This is a genomic window from Streptomyces sp. SD31 (genome assembly GCF_052068475.1).
Taxonomy (GTDB): Bacteria; Actinomycetota; Actinomycetes; order Streptomycetales; family Streptomycetaceae; genus Streptomyces.
This window is the reverse complement of the sequence record NZ_JBQHCX010000010.1, coordinates 92,297-118,255: the sequence shown is the minus strand read 5'-3', so window position 1 is coordinate 118,255 and position 25,959 is coordinate 92,297. Positions and strand designations below refer to the sequence as shown.

Sequence of the window (25,959 nt, the reverse complement as noted above, 5' to 3'; positions counted from 1 at the left end):
CACGTCGGTTGGCGCTCCCTCTCGTGCTCTGTCTGGCGCTCGTGACCGCCGTCCTCACCGCCTGCTCGGGCGACGACGCCGACGAGCCCGTCCGGCTGCGGGTGCTCGCGAGCCCCGACCTGGCCGTACTCACCCCCCTGCTGGCCGAGTTGAGAGAGGAGACCGGTGTCGACCTCCGGCTGGACTTCCGGCCCGACGCCGAGACGAAGGCCCCGGACCGCGCCCGCTACGACCTCGCCTGGCTGTCCTCCGACCGCTATCTGCGGCTCACCGCCAAGAGCGCCGTACAGGGATTGCAGCGCACGGCGACCATGACGTCCCCGGTGGTCATCGGCCTCGAACCGGCCGTGGCACGCAAGCTCCGCGCGGGCGTGCCCGGCGGTCGCCTCACCTGGGCGGACATCGCCGACGCCGCCGCGACCGGCACGGTCCGCTTCGGGATGGCGGACCCCCGGCGCTCCGCCAGCGGACTCGCCGCCCTGGTCGGCGTCGCCACCGCCGCGGCCGGCACAGGCGGCGCACTGCGCCCCGAGGACGTCTCCTGCGACCGGCTGCGCGGCTTCCGCTCCGGCCAGACCCTCACCGCGGACACGGGACCCGCCCTCGTCGACTCCTACGCCGACCACCAGGACCGGGCCAACGCCCTCATCACCTACGAGTCCGACCTGCTCGCCCTCAACGCCACCGACCGCCTCGACGACCCGCTGGAGGTCGTCCGCCCCGAGGACGGCATGGTCCTCGCGGACTTCCCCCTGCTGCTCCTCGACCAGTCCCAGCGAGCCGCCTACGCCGAGGTCACGGAGTGGCTCCAGCGCGACGCGACACAGCGGAAGATCATGCAGCGCACCCTGCGCCGCCCGGTCACCACGACGGTCACCCGCAACCCACAGCTGCGCGAGCCGGTGGGCAACGCGCTCTACTACCCCGACCAACTCGCTGTCGTAGAAGCCCTGTTGGCGGACTACGGCGACCCGGCCCGACGCACGGCCGACCAGGTCGTCTTCCTGCTCGACTTCTCGGGCTCGATGCGCGGCGACCGGATGGCGGGGTTGCGCGAGGCGTTCGCCGACCTGAGCGGCGCGGACTCCACGGCGTCCGGCAAGTTCACCCGCTTCTACCGGGGCGAACGGCTGACGGTGGTCCGGTTCGGCGGCCGCGTCCTGGAGGAGAAGACGGTCACCGTGACCGGCCCGAAGGACCTGAAGACCCTGGCCGACACGGTCGCCCGAGGCGGCTACGGCGACGCCACGGCCGTATGGTCCGCCCTCGACCACGGCTACCGCACCGCCGCCCGCGAACTGGCCGCCGACCCGGACCGCTCCCTCTCCCTCGTCCTGATGACGGACGGCGAGAACAACTCCGGCCTCACCTACGACGACTTCGTACGCCGCCACCAGGCGCTGCCCGCCGCCGTCCGCACGGGCGTCCCCACCTACCCCGTCCACTTCGGCGAGGCCGACGCCGGCGAACTGCGGCGCGCGGCGGCGCGGACCGGCGGGCGGATGGTGGACGCCGCCGACTCGTCCCTTTCCGAGGCGTTCAAGGAGATCCGTGGCTGTCACTGACGCACTGTGGTGGAGCATGTGGTGGCCGTGGATGACGGTCTGGCTGGTGACGGCACTCGGCACGGCGGTCCTCGCGGTGGTCCTGGTACGCCAGTCCCGCGAGCGGCGCCGCCGGATGCGGCGGTGGCAGTCGGCGTACAGCATCTGCCTGTACCTCGACGAGCAGTCCGTGATGGACCTCTACGAGATCGGCAACTACCGCTCCGCGCTGGAGGAGGCCGTGGAGCTGCGGACGAAGGTCGACACGAGCGTCGGCCTGTGGACCCGCTTTCTGGCCTGGCTGTTCCGCGCCAAGCGCGACGTCAGCCAGGAGACGTTCCGCAAGTTCGTCCGCAAGGACAAACCCATCAACGTCATCGGCATGCTCATCGACGCCTTCGAACGCGCCGACGTCATCGTCCACGCCGACCTGCCCACCCTGACCGTCGTACCCAACCGCGCCCTCGCCGACCGCCTCGGCGACGACCGCGAGGTACACCTGAGCCGCATAGGGGAGTTCGTCTCGGTGCGGGCGGAGTTCACCCGGGTCCCGGACACGACGGAGGGCACGGAGGGCTTCGTCCTGCGCGCGGAATACGCCGACCAGCAACCCCCGGTCTACGTCCGCGTCGTGGCCTCGGGCAACGCCCGCCGCTCCATCCCCGCCGGCACCTTCACGGCCCGCTGCCTCGGCAAGATGACGGGGTGGCGCGAGGACACGCGGGAGGCGACGTTGGAGGCGTTGGCGATCTTCTGGTGACGCCGTGGCCGGCTCAGCGGCTCATGTGTTGAGCTCGGCGAGCACGCGCAGGGAATGCGGATCGGGCGCCAGCGCCAACAGATCGGTCACCGGCCCCTTCCGCCACAACTCCAGCCGCTCAGCGATGCGTTCACGAGGCCCGACGAGCGAGATCTCGTCGGCGAAGGCGTCGGGGACGGCGAGGACGGCCTCTTGCCTGCGCCCGCTGAGGAACAGCTCCTGAATCCGCCGAGCCTCCTCCTCGTACCCCATCCGTGCCATCAGGTCGGCATGAAAGTTGCGGGCCGCGTGCCCCATGCCGCCGATGTAGAACCCGAGCATGACCTTGACGGGGAGGAGCCCCTCGGAGACGTCGTCGCAGACCTGGACGCGGGCCATGGGGGCGACGAGGAAGCCCTGCGGGAGGTCGCGCACCGCGTCCCCGTAGACGTCGGGCCTGCTCGGCGACCAGTACAACGGCAGCCAGCCGTCGGCGATCCGCACGGTCTGTGCGACGTTCTTCGGCCCCTCGGCGCCGAGCAGGACCGGGAGATCGGCCCGCAGGGGATGGGTGATCGGCTTCAGCGCTTTCCCGATGCCGGTGGCGTCCGGGCCGCGGTACGGGTGGGAGTGAAAACGCCCGTCGAGCTCAACGGGCGCCTGACGCTTGAAGACTTGCCGTACGACATCGACGTACTCGCGCGTGGCGGTCAGCGGTGAGCTGGGGAACGGCCGCCCGTACCACCCTTCAACGACTTGTGGTCCCGACAACCCGAGCCCGAGCATCATGCGCCCGCCGGAGAGATGATCGAGGGTGAGCGCGTGCATGGCCGTGGCGGTGGGGGAGCGGGCGGCCATCTGGGCAACCGCCGTACCGAGCTTGATCCTCGATGTCTGCGCGGCGATCCAGGTGAGCGGGGTGAAGGCGTCGGAACCCCAGGACTCGGCGGTCCACACCGACTCGTAACCGAGCCGCTCGGCCTCCTGAGCGAGGGGCACATGGTCCGCGGAGGGGCCGCGCCCCCAGTAACCGAGTGCGAGCCCGAGCCGCATGTCTGCCTCCTGAGGGGTTCCTGACGATGTGTCAGCTCTGCGGTGGAGGCTTGCGACTGTACGACGACGGCCCCTCACCGGGAAGGGTGAGGGGCCGTCGTACGGGTTGCTGTGGGTTCAGCCGCGCTGGATGCCGGACGTGTCCTGCAGCACGCCACGGCGCCCGTCCTGCGTCTGCGCGACCAGGGCCGGGCCGCGCTGCTCGACGGCCAGGTACCAGGTGCCCGGCGCGAGTTCGGCGATCGGGGTCGGCGAACCGTCCTCCGCGAACAGCGGCCGCGCCACGGGTACGGCGAACCAGAACGGCGAGAAGTCCGCGGCGGGCGCCGGCTGCTGCTGCGGCTGCTGGGCCTGTTGCGGCTGCCCACCGAACGGCTGCCCGGGCTGCGGCTGGCCGCCGTAGGGCTGCTGCGGCTGCTGGGCGCCGGGGTAGCCGTAACCGCCGGGCGGCTGGGCGCCGTAGGGCTGGGGGGCGGCGGGGCGGGGGGCCGGGATGAGGGGGGCCTGGAGGGCGGGGACGAGGGGGGCAGCGACAGCGCCGCCGGCGAGGGCCAAGGCAGCGATGAAGCCGAGGATCAGCCCGGCGGCGGCGCTGCCGCCCTCGGGAACATCCACCAGCGTCCAGAACAGGCTCCACGCGGAGAGCACTGTGAATGCCGCCCCGACTGTCCCGAGGTCCAGGCCTACGACCTTGCGCGGCTGCGGCAGGCAGCGGTTGACGACGATAAGGGCACCGCCGATGACCCCGCCCATGTAGGTGCCGAGGCCGACTCCGAGGTTTTCCCACGCGGTCATGTCAATGTCGTACCCGGAGGCGGAGTAGAGCTGGAGGAACGACGCGATGAACAGCAATACCGCTGCTCCGATCACCACGCCGTCGCCTCGAGTGAGGGAGCGGATATTCACTTCAGGAGGTCCTTCGTCAGTCGTCTAGTCATCGGCATCGCTGGAGGCGTCGCTGTCACCATGTCGCCGTCAGGCCCCGGTGTGAAGCGCGGGGGTGGCCCCTCATCGTAAGGACGACCTTATCGTCCGACCGACGAGGGTGTCCGCCGGGATGAGCCCGCTGATCACTACCCGCGCAGGAAACTCACGATTCCCTCAGAGATCCCTCGCGCCGCCTTCTGCCGCCAAGCGCCACTGGTGAGCAACGCCGCGTCCTTGCTATCGCGCATGTTGCCGCACTCGATGAACACCTTGGGAACCGTTGACAGATTGAGACCGCCAAGATCCTCACGCGTGACGAGTCCGGTGCCGTCGCCGACGTAGTTGGACGGCGCGCTGCCCGTCGCGCGGACGAAGGAACCCGCGATGCGCTCGCCGAGGTCGCGGGAGGGGGTGACGATCGGGCCGGTGTTCGCGGCGCCCGCGTTCACCTTGCCCGGGAGGATGACGTGGAAGCCCCGTTGGCCGGCGCCCGCGCCGTCCGCGTGGATGGAGACGACGGCGTCGGCGTGCGCCTTGTTGCCGATCTCGGCCCGCTCGTCGACGCAGGGGCCCCAGGAACGGTCGTTGTCCTGGGTGAACTTGACCGTCGCGCCCTGCTTCTGGAGCAGCGTGCGCAGGCGGTGGGCGACGTCCAGCGTGAACTTGGCCTCGGTGTAGCCGTCGTTGGTCGACGTTCCCGTCGTATCGCATTCCTTCCAGTTCGTGCCGATGTTCACCTTGCGGTTGATTTCGGACGTGTGCTGGAAGTTGCTGGGGTTGTGGCCCGGGTCGATGACGACGACCTTGCCCTGGAGGGGGCCGGAGGCGGTCGTGGAGTCGGTGGTGGGGGTCGGGCCCGGCGGCTTGTCGTCGCTCGTCCCGGAGATCGTCGGCGTGGTGGCCGACGGCCGTACGGCCGCGTTGCCCGACGCATCTCCGCCGCCGGGGTCACCCACCGCCTCGTACAACACCCAACCGAGCAGGGCTCCCGGCACGAGGGCGGCGAGCGCGACGGTCAGGGCTCGGCGGCGGCTGCGGCGGGGCTGGGGAGGATCGAAGTCCGGACCTACGTACGACACGCCTGCCACCATACGGGCCGACCGCACCCTGTGCCGGGAAGGCGCGGTCGGGCGGCGCCGGAGTTCAGACCCCGTTCAGACCCCCGGTCCCGTCCGCTTCAGCACGCGCAGCGAGTCCGTGACCGACACCTCCGTGAACGCCCCGGACCCCAGTGCCCGCAGATACACCCGGTACGGCGCCTGGCCGGTGAACTCGTCCTGCGGGTTCGGGAACACGTCGTGGATGACGAGCAGGCCGCCCTCGACGACATGCGGGGCCCAGCCCTCGTAGTCGGCGTTCGCGTGCTCGTCGGTGTGGCCGCCGTCGATGAAGACCAGGCCGAGGGGAGTGCCCCAGATCTTCGCCACCTGGGGGGAGCGGCCGACCAGGGCGACGACGTGCTCCTCCAGGTCCGCCTTGTGCAGCGTGCGGCGGAACGTCGGCAGCGTGTCCATCAGGCCGATCTCGGGGTCGACCGTCTCCGGGTCGTGGTAGTCCCAGCCGGGCTGCTGCTCCTCGCTGCCGCGGTGGTGGTCGACCGTGAGGGCGGTCACCCCGGCCTGGCGGGCGGCGTCGGCGAGGAGGATCGTGGAGCGGCCGCAGTACGTGCCGACCTCCAGGAGGGGGAGACCGAGGCGGCCCGCATCAAGGGCTGCCGTGTAGAGCGCGAGCCCCTCGCCCACGGGCATGAAGCCCTTGGCCGCCTCGAACGCGGCCAGGATCTCCGGCTTGGGGGCCGTGGACATGGGGTTCCCTTCGGTCGTACGAGCGTATGGGCGCCCATGGTGCACCACACCCCCCGTCACATGGGCGACGGGGGGTGCCGGCGGCCGGGCCTCAGGCCGTGACCGTCTCCCCCGGCAGCGCCAGGTCCACGTCCACCGGGCTGTCGTCGCCCGTGTGCGTGGCCGACGAGGCGAGCGGGGGGTGGCCGTCGGCTCGGGCGGCCAGGACGTAGGCGCCCTGGGTGGGGACGGTGAGGGCGTAGCTGCCGTCGTCCGCCGAGAGGGTGGCGCCCGCCTGGCGGCCGCGGCGGTCGATCAGGGTCACCTTGGCGCGGGGGACGGGGGTGCCGGTGGCGTCCAGGACGCGGCCGCGGAAGCCGCGCAGTGCCTCTTCGGCGCGCTCCAGGTTGGCGTCCTCCTCGCTGCTGGCGCGCAGCTGCGGGTGGGCGGCGGCCGGGCGCTGCTTCGGGAGGAAGAGGGCCAGGAGCAGGCCTACGGCGACCGCGGCGGTCGCGATCAGGAAGGAGACGCGGAAGCCGTGCATCGTCGGGATCTCGACGCCGCCGACGTTGTTCGCGGTGTTGGCCAGCACCATGCCGATGACGGCGCTCGACACGGACGTACCAATGGAGCGCATCAGGGTGTTGAGGCCGTTCGCCGCGCCCGTCTCCGAGGCCGGGACGGCGCCGACGATCAGGGCGGGCAGGGAGGAGTAGGCCAGGCCGATGCCCGCGCCGAGGACCACCGAGATGACGAGGCTCTGCCAGGGGGCGCTCATCAGGCCGAGGCCGGCGCCGTAGCCGATGGCGATGATCAGCAGGCCGAGGATCAGGGTGGTCTTGGGGCCGTACTTCGCCGAGAGGCGGGCGTAGACGGGGGCGGTGAACATCATCGTCAGGCCCAGGGGGGCGACGAGCAGGCCCGCGACGACCATCGACTGGCCGAGGCCGTAACCCGTCTCCTTCGGCAGCTGGAGGAGCTGGGGGAGGACCAGGGAGACGACGTAGAACGAGACCCCGACCATGATCGAGGCGAGGTTGGTGAAGAGGACGGCCGGGCGGGCCGTGGTGCGCAGGTCGACGAGGGGGGCCTGGGTGCGCAGCTCGTAGACGCCCCAGAGGAGGAGGACGGCGGCCGACGCGGCGAACATGCCGAGCGTGCTGCCCGATGTCCAGCCCCAGTCGCTGCCCTTGGTGATCGGCAGGAGGAACAGGACGAGGCCGGCGGAGAGGCCGAGCGCGCCGAGGAGGTCGAAGGAGCCTTCCGCGCGGACCTTGGACTCCGGTACGACGAGGAGGGTGAGGGCGATGGAGAGGACGCCGAGGCCGGCGGCGCCGTAGAAGAGGGCGTGCCAGTCTGCGTGCTGGGCGACCAGGGCCGCGGCGGGCAGCGCGAGTCCGCCGCCGACGCCGATCGAGGAGCTCATCAGGGCCATCGCCGAGCCGAGCCGTTCGCGGGGCAGCATGTCGCGCATGAGGCCGATGCCGAGCGGGATGGCGCCCATCGCGAAGCCCTGGAGGGTGCGGCCGACGATCATGGGGAGGAGGGTGCTGGTGAACGCGCTGATGAGCGCGCCGGCCACCATCACCGCCAGGCTGGCTATCAGCATGCGCCGCTTGCCGTACAGGTCACCGAGGCGGCCCATGATCGGGGTGGCGACGGCGCCGGAGAGCAGTGTGGAGGTCAGGACCCAGGTGGCGTTGCTGGGCGCGGTGCTCAGCAGCTGCGGCAGGTCCTTGATGACCGGGACGAGCAGGGTCTGCATCACCGCGACAACGATGCCCGCGAAGGCGAGGACCGGGACGAGGGGGCCGGTCGCTCTGCCGGTGGGCTGCTCGTTCGTCGTTTGTGTCATGTGGGGGATCAACCCGGTGTGCCTGGGCAACTATTCCGATGCTTTGCCCAGCTAACGATTTCTTGACCTTCTCTTGGGGAACGGGCCGGCCCAGGTCGCAGGGATCCGCGGCCTAGGTCGGAAGGGAACCGCGGCCTAGGTCGGCAGGGAACCGCGGCCTAGGTCGGCAGGGAGGTCGGCCTGGTTCGAATTCCTGATGCCAGGAGCGTCGGTCGTTGAGAGCATGACAGTCATGCTCGGAGCCGCTGACCCCACCACCCGCCTATCCCGCCGTACCGTGCCGCCCACCTGGCTGGTGGTGGCGCTCGCGTGCGCCGGGCAGTTCCTGGTCGTGCTCGACGTGTCCGTCGTGAACGTGGCGCTGCCGTCGATGCGGGCCGATCTGGGGCTGAGCGCGCAAGGCCTGCAATGGGTGGTGAACGCGTACGCGATCGCCTTCGCGGGGTTCATGCTGCTCGGCGGGCGGGCCGGCGATCTGTACGGCCGTAAGCGGATGTTCCTCGTCGGGCTCGGCCTGTTCACCCTGGCCTCGCTGGCCGGCGGGCTGGCTCAGCAGGACTGGCAGCTGTTGGTCGCGCGGGCCGTGCAGGGGCTGGGCGCCGCGGTGCTGGCGCCCTCGACGCTGACGATCGTGACGGCGGCGGTGCCGGAGGGGGCGGCGCGTGCGCGGGCGATCGGGACCTGGACCGCCGTGGGCGCGGGGGGCGGTGCGGCGGGCGGGCTCGTCGGTGGGGTGCTGGTGGATGTGCTGTCGTGGCGGTGGGTGCTGCTGATCAACGTGCCGGTGGGCGCGGTGGTGCTGGCCGGTGCCGTGTGGTGGCTCGCGGAGAGCCGGGCCGGGGACGGGCGGCGGCTGGATCTGCCGGGGGCGGTGCTGGTGACGGCCGGGCTCGCGACGCTGGCGTACGGCATTTCGCAGACGGAGGCCGAGGGCTGGACGGCGACGGCCACGGTGGTGCCGTTGCTGGCCGGCCTGGCGCTGATCGGCGCCTTCCTCGTCGTGGAGTCGCGTACGGCGGCTCCGCTGATGCCGCTCGGGCTGTTCCGGGTGCGGGCGGTGTCGTCGGCGAACGTGGCGATGTTCCTGAGCGGGTCGGCGATGTTCTGCATGTGGTTCTTCATGACGCTGTACGTGCAGAACGTGCTCGGCTACACCCCGCTGGAGGCCGGCCTTGCGCTGGTGCCGAGTTCGCTGGCCGTGCTCGTCGGCTCGAAGCTCGCGCCGCGGCTCATGCCGGTGCTGGGCGCGCGCAACGTGGCGGTGCTGGGCACGGTCGTCGCGGCCGTCGGCTTCGGCTGGCAGTCGACGCTGGACGTGCGGGGCGCGTATCTGACCTCGATCATGGTGCCGGGGATTCTGATGATGCTGGGCGCGGGTCTGGGGGCGACCCCCCTCGCGGCGCTGGCCACGGCCGGGGCACAGCCGGGTGAGGCCGGGCTGGTGTCGGGGCTGGTCAACACCTCGCGCACGATGGGCGGTTCGCTCGGGCTCGCGGTCATGTCGACGCTTGCGGCGGCGCGTTCGGGACTCGCAGGAGATTCGGCGCATTCAGTGCATTCAGTGCATTCGGCGGGGAGTGGGGTGCCGCAGGCGCTGACGGACGGGTACGCGTTGGTGTTTCGTACGTCGGCGGTGGTCCTCGTGGCGGGGGCGCTGCTGATGCTGCTGTGGCTGCCGAGAAAAAGGTCCGCGTCCTGAGGCAACGGTCCGGGCGGCTCATGGACTCCTTTGAATATCTAGGGAGGTGCCCATGGGGGATCGCAAGGCGGCTCGGGACTCGGAGTTCCAGAGCTTTGTCATCGGCCGCTGGCCGCGGCTGATGCGGACGGCATTTCTCCTCACGGGGGAGCAGCACGCCGCGGAGGATCTGGTCCAGTCGACGCTCGAGCGGGTCTACGTGGCCTGGCGCAGTGTCGGCTCGGCCGACGACCCGGAGGCGTATGTACGGCGCGTGATGATCAACGCGCACGCACGCAAACACCGCAGAAGGCTCAGGGAGTTCCTCGCACCGAAGGACGACTCCGGCCTGGTGCGCGAGGTGGCGGACACCGGTGACCGCATGGCCCAGGCCGAGGACCGCAGCGCCCTGCTGTCGGCGCTCGCCCAACTGCCGCCACGGCAGCGGGAGGCGGTGGTCCTGCGGTACTGGGAGGACCTGACCGAGACGCAGACGGCGGAGGCGATGGGCTGCTCCGTCGGCGCGGTGAAGAGCAACGCGGCCAAGGGGATCGCGAAACTCCGCGCCATACCGGGACTGGCCGAGATGGTGACGCAGGGAGGGCGAAGCTGATGAGCGCGGACCGGGAGACGAACCACGGCATGACCAGCCACGACATGACCCACACGGACATCGCCCTCCTGCTGGCCGACGCCGCGGACGAGGTCGAAATCGGTATAGCCCCCTACCAGGCGGTGATCCGGGGCGGCCGCCGCCGCAGGGCCCGCCGCTGGGCGGTGGCGACGGCCACGGCGCTGGTGCTGGTGGGCTCGGCGGGGACGCTGGCGGTGGCGGGGATGCCGGGCGGGGACGGGAGCAGGGGCTCCCACGTGGCGACGCAGCCGCCGTCGGCGGAGGACCGGCATGTGTACGTGCCTCAGCGATCCACCATCGCGACCGGCAATGACCACGGCAAGGAGTGGTGGGTCACGATCGACGTGTGGGGTGCGCCGAGGAACGCGGCGGAGGCACAGGACCAGTGGGAGGCGATGGCCACCTACGGCGGCGACCGGCCCGTGGACAGGCCCTCCGACCTGATCGGCAAGAAGGCGTTCTTCGTGGCCCGCACCTACGGCGCCGGCGCCGAGCCGCAGATCACCATGCTGGACGTGTTCACCAAGGACGACGGCAGCATGTCCGGCAGGGACATCGAGACCGCCGCACTGCCGCTCGACCCGGACTCCGAAGGCCCCAACCGCCTGGTGATCGGCCAGGTCGGCAAGACCGCCCGGACCGTCACCTGCACCTGGCAGGACGGCACGATGACCGACGTCCGCAGGGTGCCGGCGGGTTACGACATCAACACCGACGACCAGGTGATCCGCCCGGTGGACGGCTCCCCGGTGAACTGGTTCGTGTGCCTGGCGCCGGACGACACGGTCGCCAAGGAGGCGTATGTGTCGGAGTAGGGACAGGGAGCGGAGAGACCCGGAGTGGAGGCACGGCTACAGCCACCCCTGCTGCCGTGCCTCCCGCAGAGCCTCCCTCCCGTTGCGGGTGCCGGTCTTGCCGATGGCGGAGGAGAGGTGGTCGCGGACCGCGGACTCGGACAGGTGGAGCTTGCGGGCGATGTCGGCGGCCGTCGCGCCGTCCACCGAGGCGTTGAGGACATCGCACGCGCGGGCGGTGAGCGGGCTGGGTCCGGTGCCGAGGGCAGCCGCTGCGAGGGCCGGGGCGATCACCGTCTCGCCGGTCAGGACGCGGCGGATGGCGACCGCCAGTTCCGCCACCGGGCCGTCCTTCACCGGAAAACCGGCGGCTCCCGCCGCCATGGCCCGGCGCAGATGGCCGGGGCGGCCGTGCTTGGTCAGGATCAGCACCCGACAGTCGGGGACCTGGTCGCGCAACTCGGCCGCGGCGTCCAGCCCGCTGAGGTCCGGGAGTTCGATGTCGAGGAGGGCGACGTCCGGGCGGTGGGTGAGGGCGGTGTCCACGATGGCGTTCCCGGCCGAGACCTGCGCCGATCTCGATGTCCGGCTCCATCCCGAGCAGTGAGGCGAGCGCCCCGCGTGCCATGCCCTGGTCCTCGGCGAGCAGGACCCCGAGGGACTTGGCGGGCCGGTGGTCCCGGGGCGTCTCGTTCGCAGGGCCAGCGTGTGGGGAACGGGCCTGGTGAGAGCCGGGTGGCGCGACCCCGGACCCCCGGGGGAACGGTTGTCGAGGGGCGCCACCCGTCGCGATCACGTCAGGTCGCGATCACGTCAGGTCGCGATCACGTCAGATCGCGATCACGTCAGACCCACGGCGTTCGTGATGAGCAGGCTCACGGTCACGGAGGAGACGAAACCGCCCCCACCCCCGATGAGAGCTGCCGGGAGCCCGGCGCCCCCCGCGCTCATGAGGATTCCGACGACGATGCCCGCGATGATCGACAACAGGGCAACGATGACAACGACGAAGACCCGGTGATTGCACACCGGCGACGGAGCAGACAACGACGATCCTTCCGAGTTCTGTCAGAACATCGGCATCCGGATCCCGTGGGAGCAAGCGCACACGTCACCCGGACGGCCCATGTCCGTGCACTGAGGCCGTAACCGCGGAAAGCCGCTCATGGAGCGGACCCGGGGTAACCACGCGGCGGAACCGGCGTGGCCCAAGTGGTTCATGTGCATCCCCCTGCGCGTCGTCCTGGCTCTTCGGGACCGATGACTCGGAACCCGATGAGTCGAAACCCGTTGACTGGGCCCCGGCCAGTCTACCGCCGGGGCATACAACAAGGCGTGATCGCAAGGGAGTTGATGACCGGATAGCGGCGATCGGTGGTTCGGTCGACCGTCACGAACGGCAGGCGAAGGCGTGAAGGGGCCGGTGAAGGAACTCGTGAAGAAAGCTGTGAATGTGGCTCGAAGTCGCCAGTGGGCTCACAGCCTTCGGTGGCGATCGGGCCGGATCGGGAACCGTGATCTGATGAATCGTCAGGAGCCTTCACAAGTGCGGTGCGCTCGGCTATACAGGGTGCGCCGGACTGGAACGCGTTCTAGAACGGCCCGTGACGACCTCGGTGCGGCCGACGGTGCGGACGGCCGTACCGAGGTCTCCGATCCCAAGAGCGAGCCTTCAGGAGCCCCATGCCCATCGACGCGGCCAAGGCCGTCGCAGCAGAGCCCCGGACGGGCGAGATCACCTGGACCTCCAAGGACGTGCAGCTCTACCACCTCGGTATCGGAGCGGGCACCCCGGCGACCGACCCCGACGAGCTGCGCTACACCCTGGAGTCCCGGCTGCACGTCCTGCCGAGCTTCGCCACCGTCGCGGGCTCCGGCTCGCCCGGCGTGATCAGCAGCCTGTCCATGCCCGGCATCGAGGTCGACCTCGCCCGCGTCCTGCACGGCGGGCAGACGCTGACGATCCACCGGCCCATCCCGGCCGAGGGCACCGCGACCGCCACCGGCCGCATCGCCGCTGTCTACGACAAGGGCAAGGCGGCCGTGCTCGTGATGCGCACCGACGTCGCCGACGCCGACGGCCCGTTGTGGACCAACGACGCCCAGATCTTCGTACGAGGAGAAGGGGGGTGGGGCGGCGACCGGGGACCCTCCGCCCGCCTCGAACCACCCGCGGGTGAGCCCACCCGGACCGTCGAACGGCCCGTGCGCGAGGACCAGGCCCTGCTGTACCGCCTGTCCGGCGACTGGAACCCGCTGCACGCCGACCCGGAGTTCGCCAAGGTCGCCGGTTTCGAGCGACCCATCCTGCACGGGCTGTGCACCTACGGCATGACCCTCAAAGCGGTCGTCGACACGCTGCTCGGCGGGGACGTGACCCGGGTGCGTTCGTACACCACCCGGTTCGCCGGGGTCGTGTACCCGGGGGAGACCCTGCGCATCCGCATGTGGCGGCAGGAGGGCGACGCCGTCCGTGTGGCCGTGAGCGCGGTCGAGCGGGACGACGTGCCCGTCCTCGCCGACACCGTCGTCGAGCACGCCTGATGCCGGACGCATCTGACGTCGAGCAGGCCTGACGTCGAACACACCGGATCGGACGCACCTGACGTCGAACCCACCTGACGTCGGACGTATCTGACGTCGTCGAACACACCTGAGTCCAGAACGCCGTACGAGGGGAGCCGCACCATGCGAGCAGCCGTACTGCACGAGATCGGTCAGGACAAGCTCGAGGTCCTCGACGACGTCGAGGCGGTGGGCTTCGGGCCCGGCAAGGTGAGGGTCCGGGTGCGGGCGACCGGGCTGTGCCACTCGGACCTGTCCGCGATGGCGGGGGTGCTTCCGCAGCCGGGGCCGTTCGTGCCCGGTCACGAGGGTGCGGGCGAGATCGTCGAAGTCGGGGAGGGCGTGAGCCACCTGAAGCCCGGCGACCGGGTCGTCGTCTGCTGGCTGCCCGCCTGCGGCGCCTGCCCCGCCTGCAAGCGCGGCCAGACCGAGCTGTGCCTGGCCGGGTTCATGAACGCCGGCACCCCCAACTTCAAGCGCCCCGGCGGCACTCCGTCGGACGTCTTCGGCTTCGCCGGTACCGGCACCTTCGCCGAGGAGGTCGTCGTCGACGCCGGATGCGCGGTGCCGATCCCCGACGACGTGCCCTTCGACATCGCCGCCCTCATCGGCTGCGGGGTGACCACGGGACTCGGCGCCGCCCTCAACACCGCGGACGTGGAGGCAGGTTCGTCGGTCGCCGTCATCGGCTGCGGAGGCGTCGGCATCTCCGCGATTCAGGGCGCCCGGCTCAAGGGGGCCGCCGAGATCGTCGCCGTCGACCCGGTCGCCTCGCGCCGGGAGTCCGCGCTCAGGTTCGGGGCCACCAGGGCCGTTTCGCCGGACGAGCTGGCCGACGCCAAGCAGCAGGTCACCGCCGGCGAGGGCTTCGACTACGTCTTCGAGGTCGTCGGCAAGTCCGCCACCGCCCGCACGGCCTACGAGACCACCCGGCGCGGCGGCACGCTCGTCGTCGTGGGCGCCGGAGCGATGGACGACTTCCTCCAGCTCAACATGTTCGAGCTGTTCTTCGACGAGAAGCGGATCCTGCCGTCCATGTACGGCGGCGGAGACGTCCTGCGCTCCTACGAGCGGACGATCGCGCTGTGGCGCGCGGGCCGCATCGACCTCGCCGGCCTGATCACCCACCGCGTGCCGCTGGCCGACATCAACGAGGCCCTGGACCAGATGCGGACGGGCACGGCGCTGCGTACGTGCATCGAGATCTGAACCCACCGCCTGCGAAGGGACGTCGATGTCACTGCCACTGGAGGGACTGTCCGCCATCGTCACCGGCGCCGGCCGCGGTCTGGGCCGGGCCGAGGCGCTCGAACTCGCCCGGCTCGGTGCGGCCGTCGTCGTCAACGACTATGGGCAGCCGGGCCGGGACGGCTCGGGCGAGGCCTCCGCCGGCCCCGCCGAGGAGGTCGCCGCCGAGATACGGAAGGCGGGCGGCAGGGCGCTCGCCCACACCGGGGACGTCGCCGACTTCCCACAGGCGGGCGCACTGGTCGGGTTGGCGATCGCCGAGTTCGGCAAGCTGGACATCCTGGTCAACAACGCGGGCATCCTGCGCGACCGCATGATCTTCTCCATGGCGGAGGAGGAGTGGGACTCCGTGATCCGGGTCCACCTCAAGGGCCACTTCAACACCATCCGCTTCGCCGCCGCGCACTGGCGCGAGCGCTCCAAGGCGGCGGGAGGGCCGGTGTACGGGCGGGTCGTGAACGCCTCCTCGGAGGCGTTCCTCGCCGGGTCCGCCGGACAGCCCAACTACGCGGCCGCGAAAGGCGGCATCGTCGGGCTCACCACCTCCACCGCCCTCGCGCTCGCCAAGTACGGCGTGACGGCGAACGCCATCTGCCCCCGCGCCCGGACCCGTATGACCGAGGACGTCTTCGCGGGCCTCGACCAGCCGGAGAACGGCCTGGACCCGCTCGCCCCCGAGCATGTCGCCCCGCTTGTCGGCTACTTGGCCTCGCCCGCCGCCGCCCGGATCAACGGCCAGCTGCTCGTCGTACACGGCGGCATGGTGGCGATCGTCGAACGGCCGCGGGTCGCCGCGAAGTTCGACAGCAAGCAGGAGGCCTTCACGTACGACGAGCTGGATGCCGTACTCGGTCCGCACTACGCGGACCGGCCGCAGGGGGAGACCTTCGGTGCGGTGGAAGTGCTGGGCCTGAAGAGGACGTAGAGACGGGAACGGAACGGGGGACGAAACGGGAACGGCCCCGTCCCGCAGGGGGACAGGGCCGTATGCCGTTGCCGGCGCGCGGCGTCAGGCCGCCGTCTCGGTCTCCTCGACCGGCTTGCGGTGACGGCCGCGGGGAGCCGCCTCGCTGTCGTGGGCCGAGACGGGACCCCGGTGCCTGCCGTGGCCGGAGGCCTTGTGAACGTCGTGAACGTCGGCCGGCCCCGGCTGGGTCGTGCTGGCGTTACTCATCGGAAAACTCACCCCGTCAACATGATCTTTCTTACAGCCGGGCGAGTTTAACCAGACGACCACGGGCCGAATCCAGGCGGCCACGCCAACCGCCACTACTTCGTTACAAGACCACCCAACGGCGCTTGCTGCAACGGCACGGGGCGCGTCGCCGCGGGGACCGAGGGGGCGTCCGTAGGTGCCGCGCCGGCCTGTTGGCCCTGTGCGGCGCCGTCGTGGCTTGTCGCGCCCGCGCGGCGGTAGCCGCAGTTCGAATCCGGCCCCGCGCCCCTTTGGGGCGCTTCCCAACGCGCCACTCCACAGGGCACCGCCCCCGTCGTGCAGGGAAGTTGAAGCACCCCGTCCCGACTCCACCACCCCGCCCCCGCCAACCACCCTTCGGGCGCCGGAAGATGACGTACCTGTCGTTCGGCGGGCCGCCACACACCCACCCAGCTCCCGACCGGCCCATCGATGCGCAGCGCCACCCCGCAGCTCTCCGGCGTCAGCACCTGCCCCGGCTGGATCGCGAACGGCGTCACCGCGCAGTCGGGCACCCGCAGGCACTCCGGGAAGCGCACCGGCAGCGTGCTGCCCAGCACCCCCCAGCCCAACCGTTCCCGCCCCGGCGAGGGAGCGTCCGACCGGATCAGCAGCAGCCCGCTGTCCGGGTCGGCGAGCAGCAACCGGTCGTCGCTGTCGTCCGCGATCTGCAGCAGCGGCGACACCTCGCCGCCCCGCTCCAGATCGACCACGACGGCCTTCGTACGGCCCCCGGACTCCCGGTCGAGCGCCAGCATCCGCCCGCTCCGGTCCAGCCACACCCCGCCCGAGCAGCGCCCCGGGATCTCCGCGAGATGCTCGGGCCCGAAGGCGCCCCCCGCCACCAGCCACACGGTGCTGGAGCGCCGGCCCACCGCGAGGGCGTACGCCTTGTCGCCGCCCGGTGCCGGGGGCAGCATCCGCAGCCGGGTCCCCTCGTCCGGGCACTGGACCGCGCCCAGCAGCAGCTCACCGGTGCCGGGCCCGGTCGGGTAGAGCAGCGAGAAGATGTGCCGTCCGTCGGTGGGGCGGCGGATGAGGACCCGGCCGTCGCCCATGGGCTGCACCTCGGTGCCGGGCTCCTCCGGCTGGTGGGCGGGCAGCGGCACGGCGTAGGGCTCGGGGCCGTCCAGGGTCCAGCGCTCCGGGAACCAGCAGTCGCCGTCCAGCGCGAGGCGGGCGGCGTAGGAACCGTCCGCCGTGATGGTGCATACCGCCCGAGGCACATCGTCGTCCTCATGCTCCGCCGCGGGCTCGATTGCACAGGCCGTCATGGTCCGGTCACCTCCAGTGACGAAGCTAGTTTTCGCACGCACAGGCGTGGGATCAGCGGGGTCCCCCTTTCACACAAAGGGGTGGCCGAGGAACGATTCGCCTGAGGAAACGGGGGGATTGTGCTGAGCCGGGCCGGTCGCGGCCACGGGGTGGCCAGTAGCGGGCCACGGACGCGATCCGCGCAGGACGCCAGCGGCTCCGGCACCGGTACAGCCGTACGGACCAGCCAGGTAGCCTTGCCCTCGTGCCCCGTCTGTCTGAAGTCATCGCCGCGCTGGAGAACCTGTGGCCCGCCGAGCGGGCCGAGTCCTGGGACGCGGTCGGCACCGTCGTGGGCGACCCCGACCAGGAGGTCTCCCGGATCCTGTTCGCCGTCGACCCGGTCCAGGAGATCGTGGACGAGGCGGTGAAGCTGGGCGCCGACCTGCTGGTCACCCACCACCCGCTCTACCTGCGCGGTACGACGACGGTCGCGGCCTCGACCTTCAAGGGCCGGGTCGTCCACACCCTGATCAAGAACGACATCGCCCTGCACGTCGCGCACACCAACGCGGACACGGCCGACCCGGGAGTCAGCGACGCGCTGGCCGGCGCGCTCGACCTGCGGGTCGTACGACCGCTGGTGCCCGACGCGAGCGATCCGGACGGCCGCCGGGGCCTGGGCCGCATCTGCGAGCTCGACCACCCCCTCACCCTGCGCGAACTCGGCGCCCGCGCCGCCGAACGGCTGCCCGCCACCGCACAGGGCATCCGGGTGGCCGGCGACCCCGAGGCGACGGTCCGCACGATCGCCGTCAGCGGCGGCTCCGGCGACAGCCTCTTCGACCAGGTGCGCGCCGCCGGCGTCGACGCCTTCCTCACCGCGGACCTCCGCCACCACCCGGCGTCCGAGGCCGTCGCCCACAGTCCTCTCGCGCTGCTCGACGCGGCGCACTGGGCCACCGAATGGCCCTGGTGCGAGCTGGCGGCCGCCCAGCTCGACGAGATCTCCGACCGCAACGGATGGGACCTGCGCGTCCACGTCTCGAAGACGGTCACCGACCCCTGGACCGCCCACGCGGCATCCACCGCCCACCCGTAGCCCGCCACCACCCTTCCAACGAGCGCTTCGCGCGCCCCCTCCCACTCGACATCTGGAGCCCCCAACTGAACGCCGAGCCCGCCGACCAGATCCGCCTCCTCGACGTCCAGGCCCTCGACGTCCGTCTCCAGCAGCTCGCGCACAAGCGGAAGTCGCTGCCGGAGCACGCCGAGATCGAGACGCTGAGCAAGGACCACACGCAGCTGCGTGACCTGCTCGTGGCCGCGCAGACCGAGGAGAGCGACTGCGCCCGCGAGCAGACCAAGGCCGAGCAGGACGTGGACCAGGTGCGCCAGCGCGCCGCCCGCGACCAGCAGCGCCTGGACTCCGGCGCCATCAGCTCCCCGAAGGACCTGGAGAACCTCCAGCACGAGATCGCCTCCCTCGCCAAGCGCCAGGGCGACCTGGAGGACATCGTCCTGGAGGTCATGGAGCGCCGTGAGTCCGCGCAGGAGCGGGTCGCCGAACTGACCGAGCGCGTCGGGTCCGTCCAGTCGAAGATCGACGACGCGACCGCCCGCCGGGACGCCGCGTTCGAGGAGATCGACGGCGAGGTGGCGTCGGTGACGAAGGAGCGCGAGGTCGTCGCGGCCGCCGTCCCGGCCGACCTTCTCAAGCTCTACGACAAGCTGCGCCAGCAGCAGGGCGGCGTCGGCGCGGCCAGGCTGTACCAGCGCACCTGCCAGGGCTGCCGCCAGGAGCTCGCCATCACCGAGCTGAGCGAGATCCGCGCGGCGGCGCCGGACACGGTGGTGCGGTGCGAGAACTGCCGCCGGATTCTGGTGCGTACGGCGGAGTCGGGCCTGTAGGACTCGGTAGTTCGGTAGTCGGTAGTGCGGTAGTTCGGTACGTAAGGGGCGTTGCTCGTGCGGGAGTTCATCGTCGAGGCCGACGGCGGTTCACGGGGCAACCCGGGGCCGGCGGGCTACGGTGCCGTGGTCGTCGACGCGGCCACGGGCCAGACGCTCGCCGAGCGGGCCGAGTACATCGGCATCGCCACGAACAACGTCGCCGAGTACCGGGGCCTGCTCGCCGGTCTGCGTGCCGCACGTGAGCTGGACCCGACGGCCACGGTCCACGTCCGTATGGACTCCAAGCTGGTCATCGAGCAGATGTCGGGCCGCTGGAAGATCAAGCACCCCGACATGAAGCCGCTGGCGTTCGAGGCGGCGCGGATCCTGCCGGCGACGCAGGTGACGTACGAGTGGATCCCCCGGGAGCAGAACAAGCACGCGGACCGGCTGGCCAACGAGGCGATGGACGCCGGGAAGCGGGGGGAGCAGTGGTCGGCGGCGGCCTCCACGGCGGAACTGGAGGCGGCCGACGCGAGGGCCGCGCTGGCCGCGGTGACGGAGGCGGCGTCGGTGACGGAGGTGGTCGCGGGGACCGAGGAGGTCGCGGGCACCGCGGCGGAGCCTGAGCCGGCCGGCCCTTCGGCGGACGCCGCCGTGAAGGCGGAGGCCGATGTCAGGGCCGCGCGCACCGTGGCCACGGCCTCCTCCGGCTGGGCTCCCGCCGACATGGGGGCGCCGGCCACCTTCGTGCTGCTGCGGCACGGGGAGACGCCCCTCACCCCCCAGAAGCGGTTCTCCGGCAGTGGCGGCACGGACCCGTCCCTCTCCGACGTCGGCCGGGAGCAGGCCGAGCGCGTGGGCGCCGCTCTCGCCCGGCGCGGCACCATCCAGGCCATCGTGGCGTCGCCGCTCTCGCGTACCCGCGAGACCGCCGGCATCGTCGCCGCCCGCCTCGGCCTCGACGTGACCGTCGACGAGGGCCTGCGCGAGACCGACTTCGGTGCCTGGGAGGGGCTCACCTTCGGCGAGGTCCGCGAGCGCTACCCGGACGACCTCAACGCCTGGCTGGCCGACCCGGAGGCCCGCCCCACCGGCGACGGCGAGAGCTTCGCGGCGACCGCCACGCGCATCGCCGCCACGCGCGACAAGCTGATCGCGGCGTACACGGGCCGCACGGTCCTCCTCGTCACGCACGTCACCCCGATCAAGACGTTCGTACGCCTCGCCCTGGGCGCCCCGCCCGAGTCCCTGTTCCGCATGGAACTCTCGGCGGCCTCCCTCTCGGCCGTGGCCTACTACGCCGACGGCAACGCGAGCGTACGGCTCTTCAACGACACGTCACACCTGCGCGCCTGAACCCTGGGCGCTGTCGGTCCGGAGCCCGGCCGCCTCCCGCGCCAGCGCCTCGACCCGCCCCCAGTCGCGCGCGGCCACCGCGTCCGCCGGAAGCATCCAACTCCCGCCGACGCAGCCGACGTTGGGCAGGGCGAGGTAGTCGGGGGCCGTCGCGGGTCCGATCCCTCCGGTCGGACAGAACCGCGCCTGCGGCAACGGTCCCGCCAGCGACCTCAGGTATGCCGCACCGCCCGCCGCCTGCGCCGGGAAGAACTTCATCTCCCGCACCCCGCGCTCAAGGAGCGCCACGACCTCGGACGTGGTGGACACCCCGGGCAGGAACGGCACCCCGGACGCCCGCATCGCCCCCAGCAGTACGTCCGTCCAGCCGGGACTGACGAGAAACCGCGCCCCGGCCGCCACGCTCTGCGTCACCTGCGCCGGCGTGATCACGGTCCCCGCTCCGACCACTGCCTCCGGCACGGCACCCGCGATCTCCCGGATCGCGTCCAGCGCCGCCGGCGTCCGCAGCGTCACCTCGATCGCGGGGAGTCCGCCGGTGACCAGCGCCCGCGCCAGCGGTACGGCGTCGGAGGCGTCCTCGATGACGACGACGGGAACCACGGGGGCGAGATCCAGCACGGAGGCAGGCAGGGGAGAGGCCATGGCCTCATCCTGCCGTGCGGTGAACAGCATGCGCAAAGGCCATTGCGCATGCTGCAATGGTTGGACGGTCGGCTCAGTGGACGTCCGTCACCAGCACATCCAGCGTCCACGCCTTGCCGGCCTTGGCCGGCGCCTCCACCTCCACCTCGTACCCGAGGTCCCGCAGCGCCTCGACCAGCTCCGCCGGCCCACCGGGAGCCGCCCCCTCCGTCAGCAGACTCCGTACGATTCGCCCCTTCGTCGCCTTGTTGAAGTGGCTGACCACCTTCCGGGTCGGCGCGTGCAGCACCCGTACCGTCGCCGTCCGCCCGGCCACCTCGCCCTTCGGCTTCCACGCCGCCGCGTAGGCCGACGACCGCAGATCCAGCACCAGGCCGTCCTCGGCCGCCTCGGGCAGCACGTCCGCCATCGGCGCCCGCCAGTAAGCGCCGAGCGCACCGAGGGCGGGCAGCTTCACGCCCATCGAGCAGCGGTAGGAGGGGATGCGGTCGTTGACGTGCACCGCACCCCAGAGCCCCGAGAAGACGAGCAGCGACCGGGCCGCCCGCTTCTTCGCCGCCGCGTCCAGCGACGCCAGGTCGAGGGCGTCGTACAGCACGCCGGTGTAGATCTCCCCGGCCGGGCGTGCACCCGCCGTCCGCAGCCCGGCGTTCTTGGCGACCTCGCCGCGCAGCCCCTCACTCAGCCCGAGTACGTCCCGCGCCTTGTCCTCGTCGCCGCCGCACAGCTCGACCAGCTCGCTCAGCACGGCCTCCCGGGCCCCGCTCAGCCCGGGCAGGGACAACGACTCCAGCTTCAGCGGCGCACCCCGACCGGACGAGGCCTTGCCTTCGGAAGGCGGCAGCAGGACAAGCACACGTACTCCTTCAGTCGAACTCCGCCACAGCGTACGGCGTGCCGCTGGGCGGTCCTCGCCCTACGCTCGTCGTATGCCTCGCCGCCCCATCCGCGTGACCGGCGCCCCCGAGGGCCCGCTGCGGGCCGCGCTCGCCGCGCTGCGTACCAAGCTCAAGGTCCCCGCCGGGTTCTCGCCCGAGCTGCTCGCGGCCGCCGAGCAGGCCGCGAAGGCGCCGGCGCTGCCGGAGCACGACGCCACCGACATCCCCTTCTTCACCATCGACCCGCCCGGCTCCACCGACCTGGACCAGGCGATGCACCTGTCCCGGCAGGGCACCGGCTACCGCGTCCGGTACGCCATCGCCGACGTCGCCGCCTTCGTCGTACCCGGCGGGCCGCTGGACAAGGAGGCGCACCGTCGGGTGATGACCCTGTACTTCCCCGACCTCCGCATCCCGCTGCACCCACAGCTGCTCAGCGAGGACGCCGCGAGCCTGTTGCCCGAGCGGACCCGCCCGGCCGCGCTGTGGACCATCGACCTCGATGCGAGCGGCCGTACGATCGCCGTCGACGTCCGCCGCGCCCTGGTGCGCAGCCGGGCCAGGCTCGACTACGCGGGTGTGCAGGCACAGATCGACGCCGGTACGGCGGAGGAGCCCCTGGTTCTGCTGAAGACGATCGGCCTGCTGCGCGAACAGCTGGAGATCGAACGCGGCGGCATCTCACTGAGCGTCCCCGAGCAGGAAATCGTCGAACAGGACCACAGCTACGAGCTGACCTACCGCGTCCCGCTCCCGGTCGAGGGCTGGAACGAGCAGCTCTCCCTGCTCACCGGCATGGCCGCCGCCCAGCTGATGCTGGCGCACGGCACGGGCATCCTGCGCACCCAGGCACCGACCACGGCCGGCAAGCTCGACGAGCTGCGCCGTACCGCGCACGCCCTGCACATCGACTGGCCGCACCATGTCTCGTACGCCCAACTGGTGCGCTCCCTCGACCCGGCCGAGCCGCGGCACGCGGCCTTCCTCCAAGCGTGCACCGGGCTGATGAACCGCGCCGAGTACACCGTCTTCAAAGGCGGCAACCTGCCACCGCACCCCACACACGCCGCCGTCGCCGCACCCTACGCGCACTGCACGGCCCCGCTGCGGCGCCTCGTCGACCGGTACGCCGCCGAGATCTGCCTCGCCGCCGTCGCCGGCCGGGAGCCGCCCGCCTGGGTGCTCGCCGGGCTCGAAACCGTACGGCGGCGGATGGCCGAGAGCGGCGGGCGCGCGGGCAGCATCGAGCGCAAATGCGTCGACCTCGTGGAGGCCGCCGTGCTCAAGGACCGGGTTGGCGAGGTCTTCGAGGGCTGCGTGGTCGAGCGGGAGCACCCCGGGCACGACGGAAAAGTGGAACCCGGCGTCGTACAACTGGCGTCCCCGGCGGTCATCGGCGACATCACGGGAACGACCGAGGATTCCCTCGGCGAGCGCCGCCCCGTCCGCCTCACCCGGGCGGACATGAAGGCCCCGACGGTGAGCTTCGCGCTCGCCTGACCGGCTGGGTGCGGCTCACACGGGCCGATCCGGGAGTGGTGAAGGCGCGGTCCGCTCCGGCGTGACGGCTGTGATCTCCCGGATTTCCCTTACGAGGCGGTCGGCGTCGTCGGCGTGGAAGCGGACGAGGTGGACGTCGCGCCGACGGCCGAGGAAGGTGAAGTGGGGGACGGCCTCGCCGAGTCGAAGCGTGACGGAGGTCTGCGAGCCCACGGCGACGTCGAGTTCCCCGTCGGCCCGCTCATGGGTGGTACGCAGCTCGCGCCGCACGCTCGCGACCTTCTCCAGCGGTATGCGAAGGTCGACGTGGACGCCACGCCGGATGCGCAGGAAGCCGGAGTCGAGCACGTGTGGCCGTACGACGGAGGCGGCGTGCAGACCGATGATGATCACGACGGTGTACACATCGAGTGCGAGCCACACCCGGTGCAGGGTGGGGAAGTCCCGCAGCAGCACCGACATGGTCACCGACTCGACCACGCACACGAAGGCGAACCCGAACATCACCGGTCCCTGCCCGCGCGCATAGCCGAAGGCGAGCCCGCCGTCCGTGACGTGCCGACGCCGGGCCACCCAGAGCACGAGGCAGACCAGCAGCCGCAGTTCATGCCGGACCAGCGCGCGTACGGCTGTCACGATCCCTCCTCCATGAGCGACCGCAAGGCACGGCGGATCGCCTCCGCCTGTGCCGGGGCGAAGTCGGCGTAGAAGGCGCGCAGGAAGCTGTTGTCCTGGTCGATGTCGGCCTCCGTGAGCAGTTCGCGGGGGATCAGCTCGGCGAGCAGCCGGGCCGCCTCGGTCACCCGCGGGTCGTCGGGCTCGGCGTCGGCGAGGGCGTCGAGCAGCGCATACGCCTCGTGCGCCCGCGCCACGGCATCCGGACTCCCCAGCGCACCGCTCCACAGGGACATCAACTGCTCCCGGACCTCCGGCGACGCCGCCGTGTCGAGCAGCGCGAGGATCTCCCGGTCCTTGGCGGCCATGGGGGAGTCGGACAGGCCGGACAGCCGGCCGGTCCGGGCGAACAACTCACTGAGCTCGGGCGAAACGGGCCCCTCGGCGGGCAACTCCTCCGCCTCCAGCAGCGCCCGAAGCCGGGCCCGCCGCTCCCGGAGCGCCGCCTCCTGCCGGGCGAGGTCCTCATCCAGCTCGGTGAGCACTTCCACGAGATCCTTCCCGGCATCCTCGGCCAGCACGTCCCGCACCTCCGCGAGCCCCAGCCCCAGCTCGGTCAGCCGCCGGATCCGGGCAAGGACGACGGCATGCCGCAGGGTGTAGTCCCGGTAGCCGTTCGGACGCCGCTCGGGCTCGGGCAGCAGCCCCTGATGGTGGTAGTGCCGCACGGTCCGCGTGGTGACGCCGACGGCGGCGGCGAGTTCTCCGATCCGCATGGGATCAGTAGAGACGCTGACGTTGCGGCAGGGTCAAGCGAGCACGTTCGGGGAGACGGACGGGGCGAGGTGGCGAGATGGGGGAGGCGTCGTCGTGGTGGCAGGTTTCGGGGTGGCGGGTCACGGTGGCAGGTGGTGGTTGCACGGAGGGGTGGCGGAGTCGTGGTCGCACGTAGGGGTGGCGGGTCGTGGTGGCACGTCGCGCCGGCGCCGGGGCCGATCATGCGCGGCGGGCGCCCCCGGCAGACGGGTAACATGGTCGACACGGCAGACGAGCCGGGCGGGCGGCCGCGTGGAGTACCCCCAGGGGGCTCCCCGAGGAACGTCCGGGCTCCACAGGGCAAGGTGGTGGCTAACGGCCACCCGGGGTAACCCGCGGGACAGTGCCACAGAAAGCAAACCGCCCAGCGCTCAGGTGCTGGGTAAGGGTGAAACGGTGGTGTAAGAGACCACCAGTGCCCAGGGTGACCTGGGCAGCTAGGTAAACCCCACCCGGAGCAAGGTCAAGAGGGGCCGCCTTCTCGAAAGAGGGGCGACCCTGCGCGGACGTTCGAGGGCTGCCCGCCCGAGTCCGCGGGTAGACCGCAGGAGGCCGGCGGCAACGCCGGTCCTAGATGGATGGCCGTCGCCCAGGGCTCCGCGAGGAACCCTGGGAACAGAACCCGGCGTACAGCCCGACTCGTCTGCCGCTCTACATTTCCGCAGGTCAGGGCCTGTCTTATTAGTCGGGCAACGCCAAATGTGGTCTGGCATCGGTCTGTAGCGGACATCCGGGCGTCGGATGCACCCGCGTCCTGCGGTGCGCCGCGTCAACTCCGGTGGGCGACTCGGACGCCGTACGCCGCCACCACGGGAACGTCTGGTGCTCGCGTCGTCGAAGGCGTGGTAGGTGGACCGAGGGCGAGGCGGTTTGGCGCCCGAGCCATACGTTGGCATCCATATCTGTTCTGCATAACGGGACGTCGTAGGAATCGGCTCGCCGCTACGACGTCCTGTGCGGGGAACGACGAGGTGCCGCGGTCC

General features: G+C 71.5%; 23 protein-coding genes, 1 other RNA gene and 2 pseudogenes. 13 read left to right on the top strand and 13 right to left on the bottom strand.

The genetic code is table 11. The features are described from left to right. Positions 1 to 8: 8 nt before the first annotated feature. Both ACTMVF_RS22570 and ACTMVF_RS22565 read left to right on the top strand, forming a co-directional pair. Positions 9 to 1,565 (top strand): substrate-binding domain-containing protein, encoded by a 1,557-nt coding sequence (locus tag ACTMVF_RS22570; protein ID WP_441272903.1) that lies wholly within the window; start codon positions 9 to 11, stop codon positions 1,563 to 1,565. Then, positions 1,552 to 2,304: a hypothetical protein gene (locus ACTMVF_RS22565; protein WP_441272902.1), complete on the top strand. Its 753-nt coding sequence runs from the start codon at positions 1,552 to 1,554 to the stop codon at positions 2,302 to 2,304. Before ACTMVF_RS22570 ends, ACTMVF_RS22565 begins: the two co-directional genes overlap by 14 nt. Positions 2,305 to 2,325: 21 nt before the next feature. On the opposite strand, the gene ACTMVF_RS22560 is transcribed toward ACTMVF_RS22565, so the two are convergent. The 5 genes from ACTMVF_RS22560 to ACTMVF_RS22540 all read right to left on the bottom strand — a co-directional run bounded on the left by ACTMVF_RS22560 (position 2,326) and on the right by ACTMVF_RS22540 (position 7,902). Next, a complete protein-coding gene (locus tag ACTMVF_RS22560; protein WP_441272901.1) occupies positions 2,326 to 3,336 on the bottom strand; it encodes an LLM class F420-dependent oxidoreductase in 1,011 nt (336 codons plus the stop codon). Positions 3,337 to 3,453: 117 nt separating this feature from the next. Further along, positions 3,454 to 4,209 (bottom strand): hypothetical protein, encoded by a 756-nt coding sequence (locus tag ACTMVF_RS22555; protein WP_441272900.1) that lies wholly within the window; start codon positions 4,207 to 4,209, stop codon positions 3,454 to 3,456. Positions 4,210 to 4,409: 200 nt separating this feature from the next. Next, the gene (locus tag ACTMVF_RS22550) at positions 4,410 to 5,342 is read right to left on the bottom strand and encodes an N-acetylmuramoyl-L-alanine amidase (RefSeq protein WP_441272899.1); all 933 of its coding nucleotides are present in this window, start codon (positions 5,340 to 5,342) and stop codon (positions 4,410 to 4,412) included. Between the two features lie 75 nt (positions 5,343 to 5,417). Beyond that, entirely contained in the window at positions 5,418 to 6,068 is a 651-nt protein-coding gene (locus tag ACTMVF_RS22545) for a class I SAM-dependent methyltransferase (RefSeq protein WP_441272898.1), read from the bottom strand. A gap of 91 nt (positions 6,069 to 6,159) precedes the next feature. Further along, positions 6,160 to 7,902, bottom strand: a complete 1,743-nt coding sequence (locus ACTMVF_RS22540) for an MFS transporter (protein ID WP_441272897.1) — start codon at positions 7,900 to 7,902, stop codon at positions 6,160 to 6,162. A gap of 223 nt (positions 7,903 to 8,125) precedes the next feature. Here ACTMVF_RS22540 and ACTMVF_RS22535 point away from each other — a divergent pair, with 223 nt between their 5' ends. Genes ACTMVF_RS22535 through ACTMVF_RS22525 form a run of 3 tightly spaced genes read left to right on the top strand, consistent with a single transcriptional unit; the run spans position 8,126 to position 11,029 of the window. Next, positions 8,126 to 9,601: an MFS transporter gene (locus tag ACTMVF_RS22535; protein WP_441272896.1), complete on the top strand. Its 1,476-nt coding sequence runs from the start codon at positions 8,126 to 8,128 to the stop codon at positions 9,599 to 9,601. A gap of 52 nt (positions 9,602 to 9,653) precedes the next feature. Beyond that, on the top strand, positions 9,654 to 10,193 hold the full coding sequence (locus tag ACTMVF_RS22530; RefSeq protein ID WP_441272895.1) for a SigE family RNA polymerase sigma factor: 540 nt from the start codon (positions 9,654 to 9,656) through the stop codon (positions 10,191 to 10,193). Next, a complete protein-coding gene (locus ACTMVF_RS22525) occupies positions 10,193 to 11,029 on the top strand; it encodes a hypothetical protein (protein WP_441272894.1) in 837 nt (278 codons plus the stop codon). The genes ACTMVF_RS22530 and ACTMVF_RS22525 overlap by 1 nt, the downstream gene beginning before the upstream one ends. A gap of 36 nt (positions 11,030 to 11,065) precedes the next feature. On the opposite strand, the pseudogene ACTMVF_RS22520 reads toward ACTMVF_RS22525, so the two are convergent. Beyond that, a pseudogene (locus ACTMVF_RS22520) lies at positions 11,066 to 11,636 on the bottom strand (response regulator transcription factor). Between the two features lie 212 nt (positions 11,637 to 11,848). Then, entirely contained in the window at positions 11,849 to 12,055 is a 207-nt protein-coding gene (locus ACTMVF_RS22515) for a hypothetical protein (protein WP_441272893.1), read from the bottom strand. Positions 12,056 to 12,691: 636 nt separating this feature from the next. Between ACTMVF_RS22515 and ACTMVF_RS22510 the strand changes: the two genes are divergently transcribed. The 3 genes from ACTMVF_RS22510 to ACTMVF_RS22500 all read left to right on the top strand — a co-directional run bounded on the left by ACTMVF_RS22510 (position 12,692) and on the right by ACTMVF_RS22500 (position 15,746). After that, a complete protein-coding gene (locus ACTMVF_RS22510; RefSeq protein WP_441272892.1) occupies positions 12,692 to 13,552 on the top strand; it encodes a MaoC/PaaZ C-terminal domain-containing protein in 861 nt (286 codons plus the stop codon). Between the two features lie 144 nt (positions 13,553 to 13,696). Further along, positions 13,697 to 14,782 (top strand): Zn-dependent alcohol dehydrogenase, encoded by a 1,086-nt coding sequence (locus tag ACTMVF_RS22505; protein WP_441272891.1) that lies wholly within the window; start codon positions 13,697 to 13,699, stop codon positions 14,780 to 14,782. A gap of 25 nt (positions 14,783 to 14,807) precedes the next feature. Beyond that, positions 14,808 to 15,746, top strand: a complete 939-nt coding sequence (locus tag ACTMVF_RS22500; RefSeq protein ID WP_441272890.1) for a 3-oxoacyl-ACP reductase — start codon at positions 14,808 to 14,810, stop codon at positions 15,744 to 15,746. An 84-nt stretch (positions 15,747 to 15,830) separates the two neighbouring features. On the opposite strand, the gene ACTMVF_RS22495 is transcribed toward ACTMVF_RS22500, so the two are convergent. Both ACTMVF_RS22495 and ACTMVF_RS22490 read right to left on the bottom strand, forming a co-directional pair. Next, a complete protein-coding gene (locus tag ACTMVF_RS22495; RefSeq protein WP_302001111.1) occupies positions 15,831 to 15,995 on the bottom strand; it encodes a hypothetical protein in 165 nt (54 codons plus the stop codon). 95 nt (positions 15,996 to 16,090) lie between these two features. After that, positions 16,091 to 17,290 carry a hypothetical protein gene (locus ACTMVF_RS22490; protein WP_441272889.1) on the bottom strand — a complete coding sequence of 400 codons (1,200 nt, stop codon included), beginning with the start codon at positions 17,288 to 17,290 and terminating at the stop codon, positions 16,091 to 16,093. A gap of 245 nt (positions 17,291 to 17,535) precedes the next feature. On the opposite strand from ACTMVF_RS22490, the pseudogene ACTMVF_RS22485 reads away from it, so the two are divergent. The 3 genes and pseudogenes from ACTMVF_RS22485 to ACTMVF_RS22475 form a co-directional block, all read left to right on the top strand. Beyond that, positions 17,536 to 18,369: pseudogene (locus ACTMVF_RS22485) on the top strand (Nif3-like dinuclear metal center hexameric protein); the annotation flags it as partial. 68 nt (positions 18,370 to 18,437) lie between these two features. Next, positions 18,438 to 19,181 (top strand): zinc ribbon domain-containing protein, encoded by a 744-nt coding sequence (locus tag ACTMVF_RS22480; protein WP_441273092.1) that lies wholly within the window; start codon positions 18,438 to 18,440, stop codon positions 19,179 to 19,181. Positions 19,182 to 19,238: 57 nt separating this feature from the next. Beyond that, positions 19,239 to 20,522 (top strand): bifunctional RNase H/acid phosphatase, encoded by a 1,284-nt coding sequence (locus tag ACTMVF_RS22475; RefSeq protein WP_441272888.1) that lies wholly within the window; start codon positions 19,239 to 19,241, stop codon positions 20,520 to 20,522. On the opposite strand, the gene ACTMVF_RS22470 is transcribed toward ACTMVF_RS22475, so the two are convergent. Both ACTMVF_RS22470 and yaaA read right to left on the bottom strand, forming a co-directional pair. Next, a complete protein-coding gene (locus ACTMVF_RS22470) occupies positions 20,505 to 21,167 on the bottom strand; it encodes a bifunctional 4-hydroxy-2-oxoglutarate aldolase/2-dehydro-3-deoxy-phosphogluconate aldolase (protein ID WP_441272887.1) in 663 nt (220 codons plus the stop codon). The two genes, ACTMVF_RS22475 and ACTMVF_RS22470, sit on opposite strands and share 18 nt — an antisense overlap. Before the next feature lie 73 nt (positions 21,168 to 21,240). Then, positions 21,241 to 22,023, bottom strand: a complete 783-nt coding sequence (gene yaaA / locus ACTMVF_RS22465; RefSeq protein WP_441272886.1) for a peroxide stress protein YaaA — start codon at positions 22,021 to 22,023, stop codon at positions 21,241 to 21,243. A gap of 73 nt (positions 22,024 to 22,096) precedes the next feature. Between yaaA and ACTMVF_RS22460 the strand changes: the two genes are divergently transcribed. Then, a complete protein-coding gene (locus tag ACTMVF_RS22460) occupies positions 22,097 to 23,545 on the top strand; it encodes an RNB domain-containing ribonuclease (protein ID WP_441272885.1) in 1,449 nt (482 codons plus the stop codon). A gap of 15 nt (positions 23,546 to 23,560) precedes the next feature. Here ACTMVF_RS22460 and ACTMVF_RS22455 read toward each other — a convergent pair whose 3' ends face one another. Together ACTMVF_RS22455 and ACTMVF_RS22450 are read right to left on the bottom strand one after the other, a co-directional pair. Further along, positions 23,561 to 24,181 carry a hypothetical protein gene (locus ACTMVF_RS22455; RefSeq protein ID WP_441272884.1) on the bottom strand — a complete coding sequence of 207 codons (621 nt, stop codon included), beginning with the start codon at positions 24,179 to 24,181 and terminating at the stop codon, positions 23,561 to 23,563. Beyond that, a complete protein-coding gene (locus ACTMVF_RS22450; RefSeq protein ID WP_441272883.1) occupies positions 24,178 to 24,936 on the bottom strand; it encodes a MerR family transcriptional regulator in 759 nt (252 codons plus the stop codon). The genes ACTMVF_RS22455 and ACTMVF_RS22450 overlap by 4 nt, the downstream gene beginning before the upstream one ends. 272 nt (positions 24,937 to 25,208) lie before the next feature. Here ACTMVF_RS22450 and rnpB point away from each other — a divergent pair. Beyond that, positions 25,209 to 25,622, top strand: an RNA gene (gene rnpB, locus ACTMVF_RS22445) — RNase P RNA component class A. The last annotated feature ends 337 nt before the right edge of the window (positions 25,623 to 25,959 follow it).

What these genes read in the sequence shown, in the direction of transcription:
- ACTMVF_RS22560 (WP_441272901.1), bottom strand. Translation starts at nt 3,336, where the DNA reads ATGCGGCTCGGGCTCGCACTCGGTTACTGGGGGCGCGGCCCCTCCGCG.
- ACTMVF_RS22545 (WP_441272898.1), bottom strand. Translation starts at nt 6,068, where the DNA reads ATGTCCACGGCCCCCAAGCCGGAGATCCTGGCCGCGTTCGAGGCGGCC.
- ACTMVF_RS22540 (WP_441272897.1), bottom strand. Translation starts at nt 7,902, where the DNA reads ATGACACAAACGACGAACGAGCAGCCCACCGGCAGAGCGACCGGCCCC.
- ACTMVF_RS22535 (WP_441272896.1), top strand. Translation starts at nt 8,126, where the DNA reads ATGACAGTCATGCTCGGAGCCGCTGACCCCACCACCCGCCTATCCCGC.
- ACTMVF_RS22530 (WP_441272895.1), top strand. Translation starts at nt 9,654, where the DNA reads ATGGGGGATCGCAAGGCGGCTCGGGACTCGGAGTTCCAGAGCTTTGTC.
- ACTMVF_RS22525 (WP_441272894.1), top strand. Translation starts at nt 10,193, where the DNA reads ATGAGCGCGGACCGGGAGACGAACCACGGCATGACCAGCCACGACATG.
- ACTMVF_RS22510 (WP_441272892.1), top strand. Translation starts at nt 12,692, where the DNA reads ATGCCCATCGACGCGGCCAAGGCCGTCGCAGCAGAGCCCCGGACGGGC.
- ACTMVF_RS22505 (WP_441272891.1), top strand. Translation starts at nt 13,697, where the DNA reads ATGCGAGCAGCCGTACTGCACGAGATCGGTCAGGACAAGCTCGAGGTC.
- ACTMVF_RS22500 (WP_441272890.1), top strand. Translation starts at nt 14,808, where the DNA reads ATGTCACTGCCACTGGAGGGACTGTCCGCCATCGTCACCGGCGCCGGC.
- ACTMVF_RS22495 (WP_302001111.1), bottom strand. Translation starts at nt 15,995, where the DNA reads ATGAGTAACGCCAGCACGACCCAGCCGGGGCCGGCCGACGTTCACGAC.
- ACTMVF_RS22490 (WP_441272889.1), bottom strand. Translation starts at nt 17,290, where the DNA reads ATGACGGCCTGTGCAATCGAGCCCGCGGCGGAGCATGAGGACGACGAT.
- ACTMVF_RS22470 (WP_441272887.1), bottom strand. Translation starts at nt 21,167, where the DNA reads ATGGCCTCTCCCCTGCCTGCCTCCGTGCTGGATCTCGCCCCCGTGGTT.
- ACTMVF_RS22460 (WP_441272885.1), top strand. Translation starts at nt 22,097, where the DNA reads ATGCCTCGCCGCCCCATCCGCGTGACCGGCGCCCCCGAGGGCCCGCTG.
- ACTMVF_RS22450 (WP_441272883.1), bottom strand. Translation starts at nt 24,936, where the DNA reads ATGCGGATCGGAGAACTCGCCGCCGCCGTCGGCGTCACCACGCGGACC.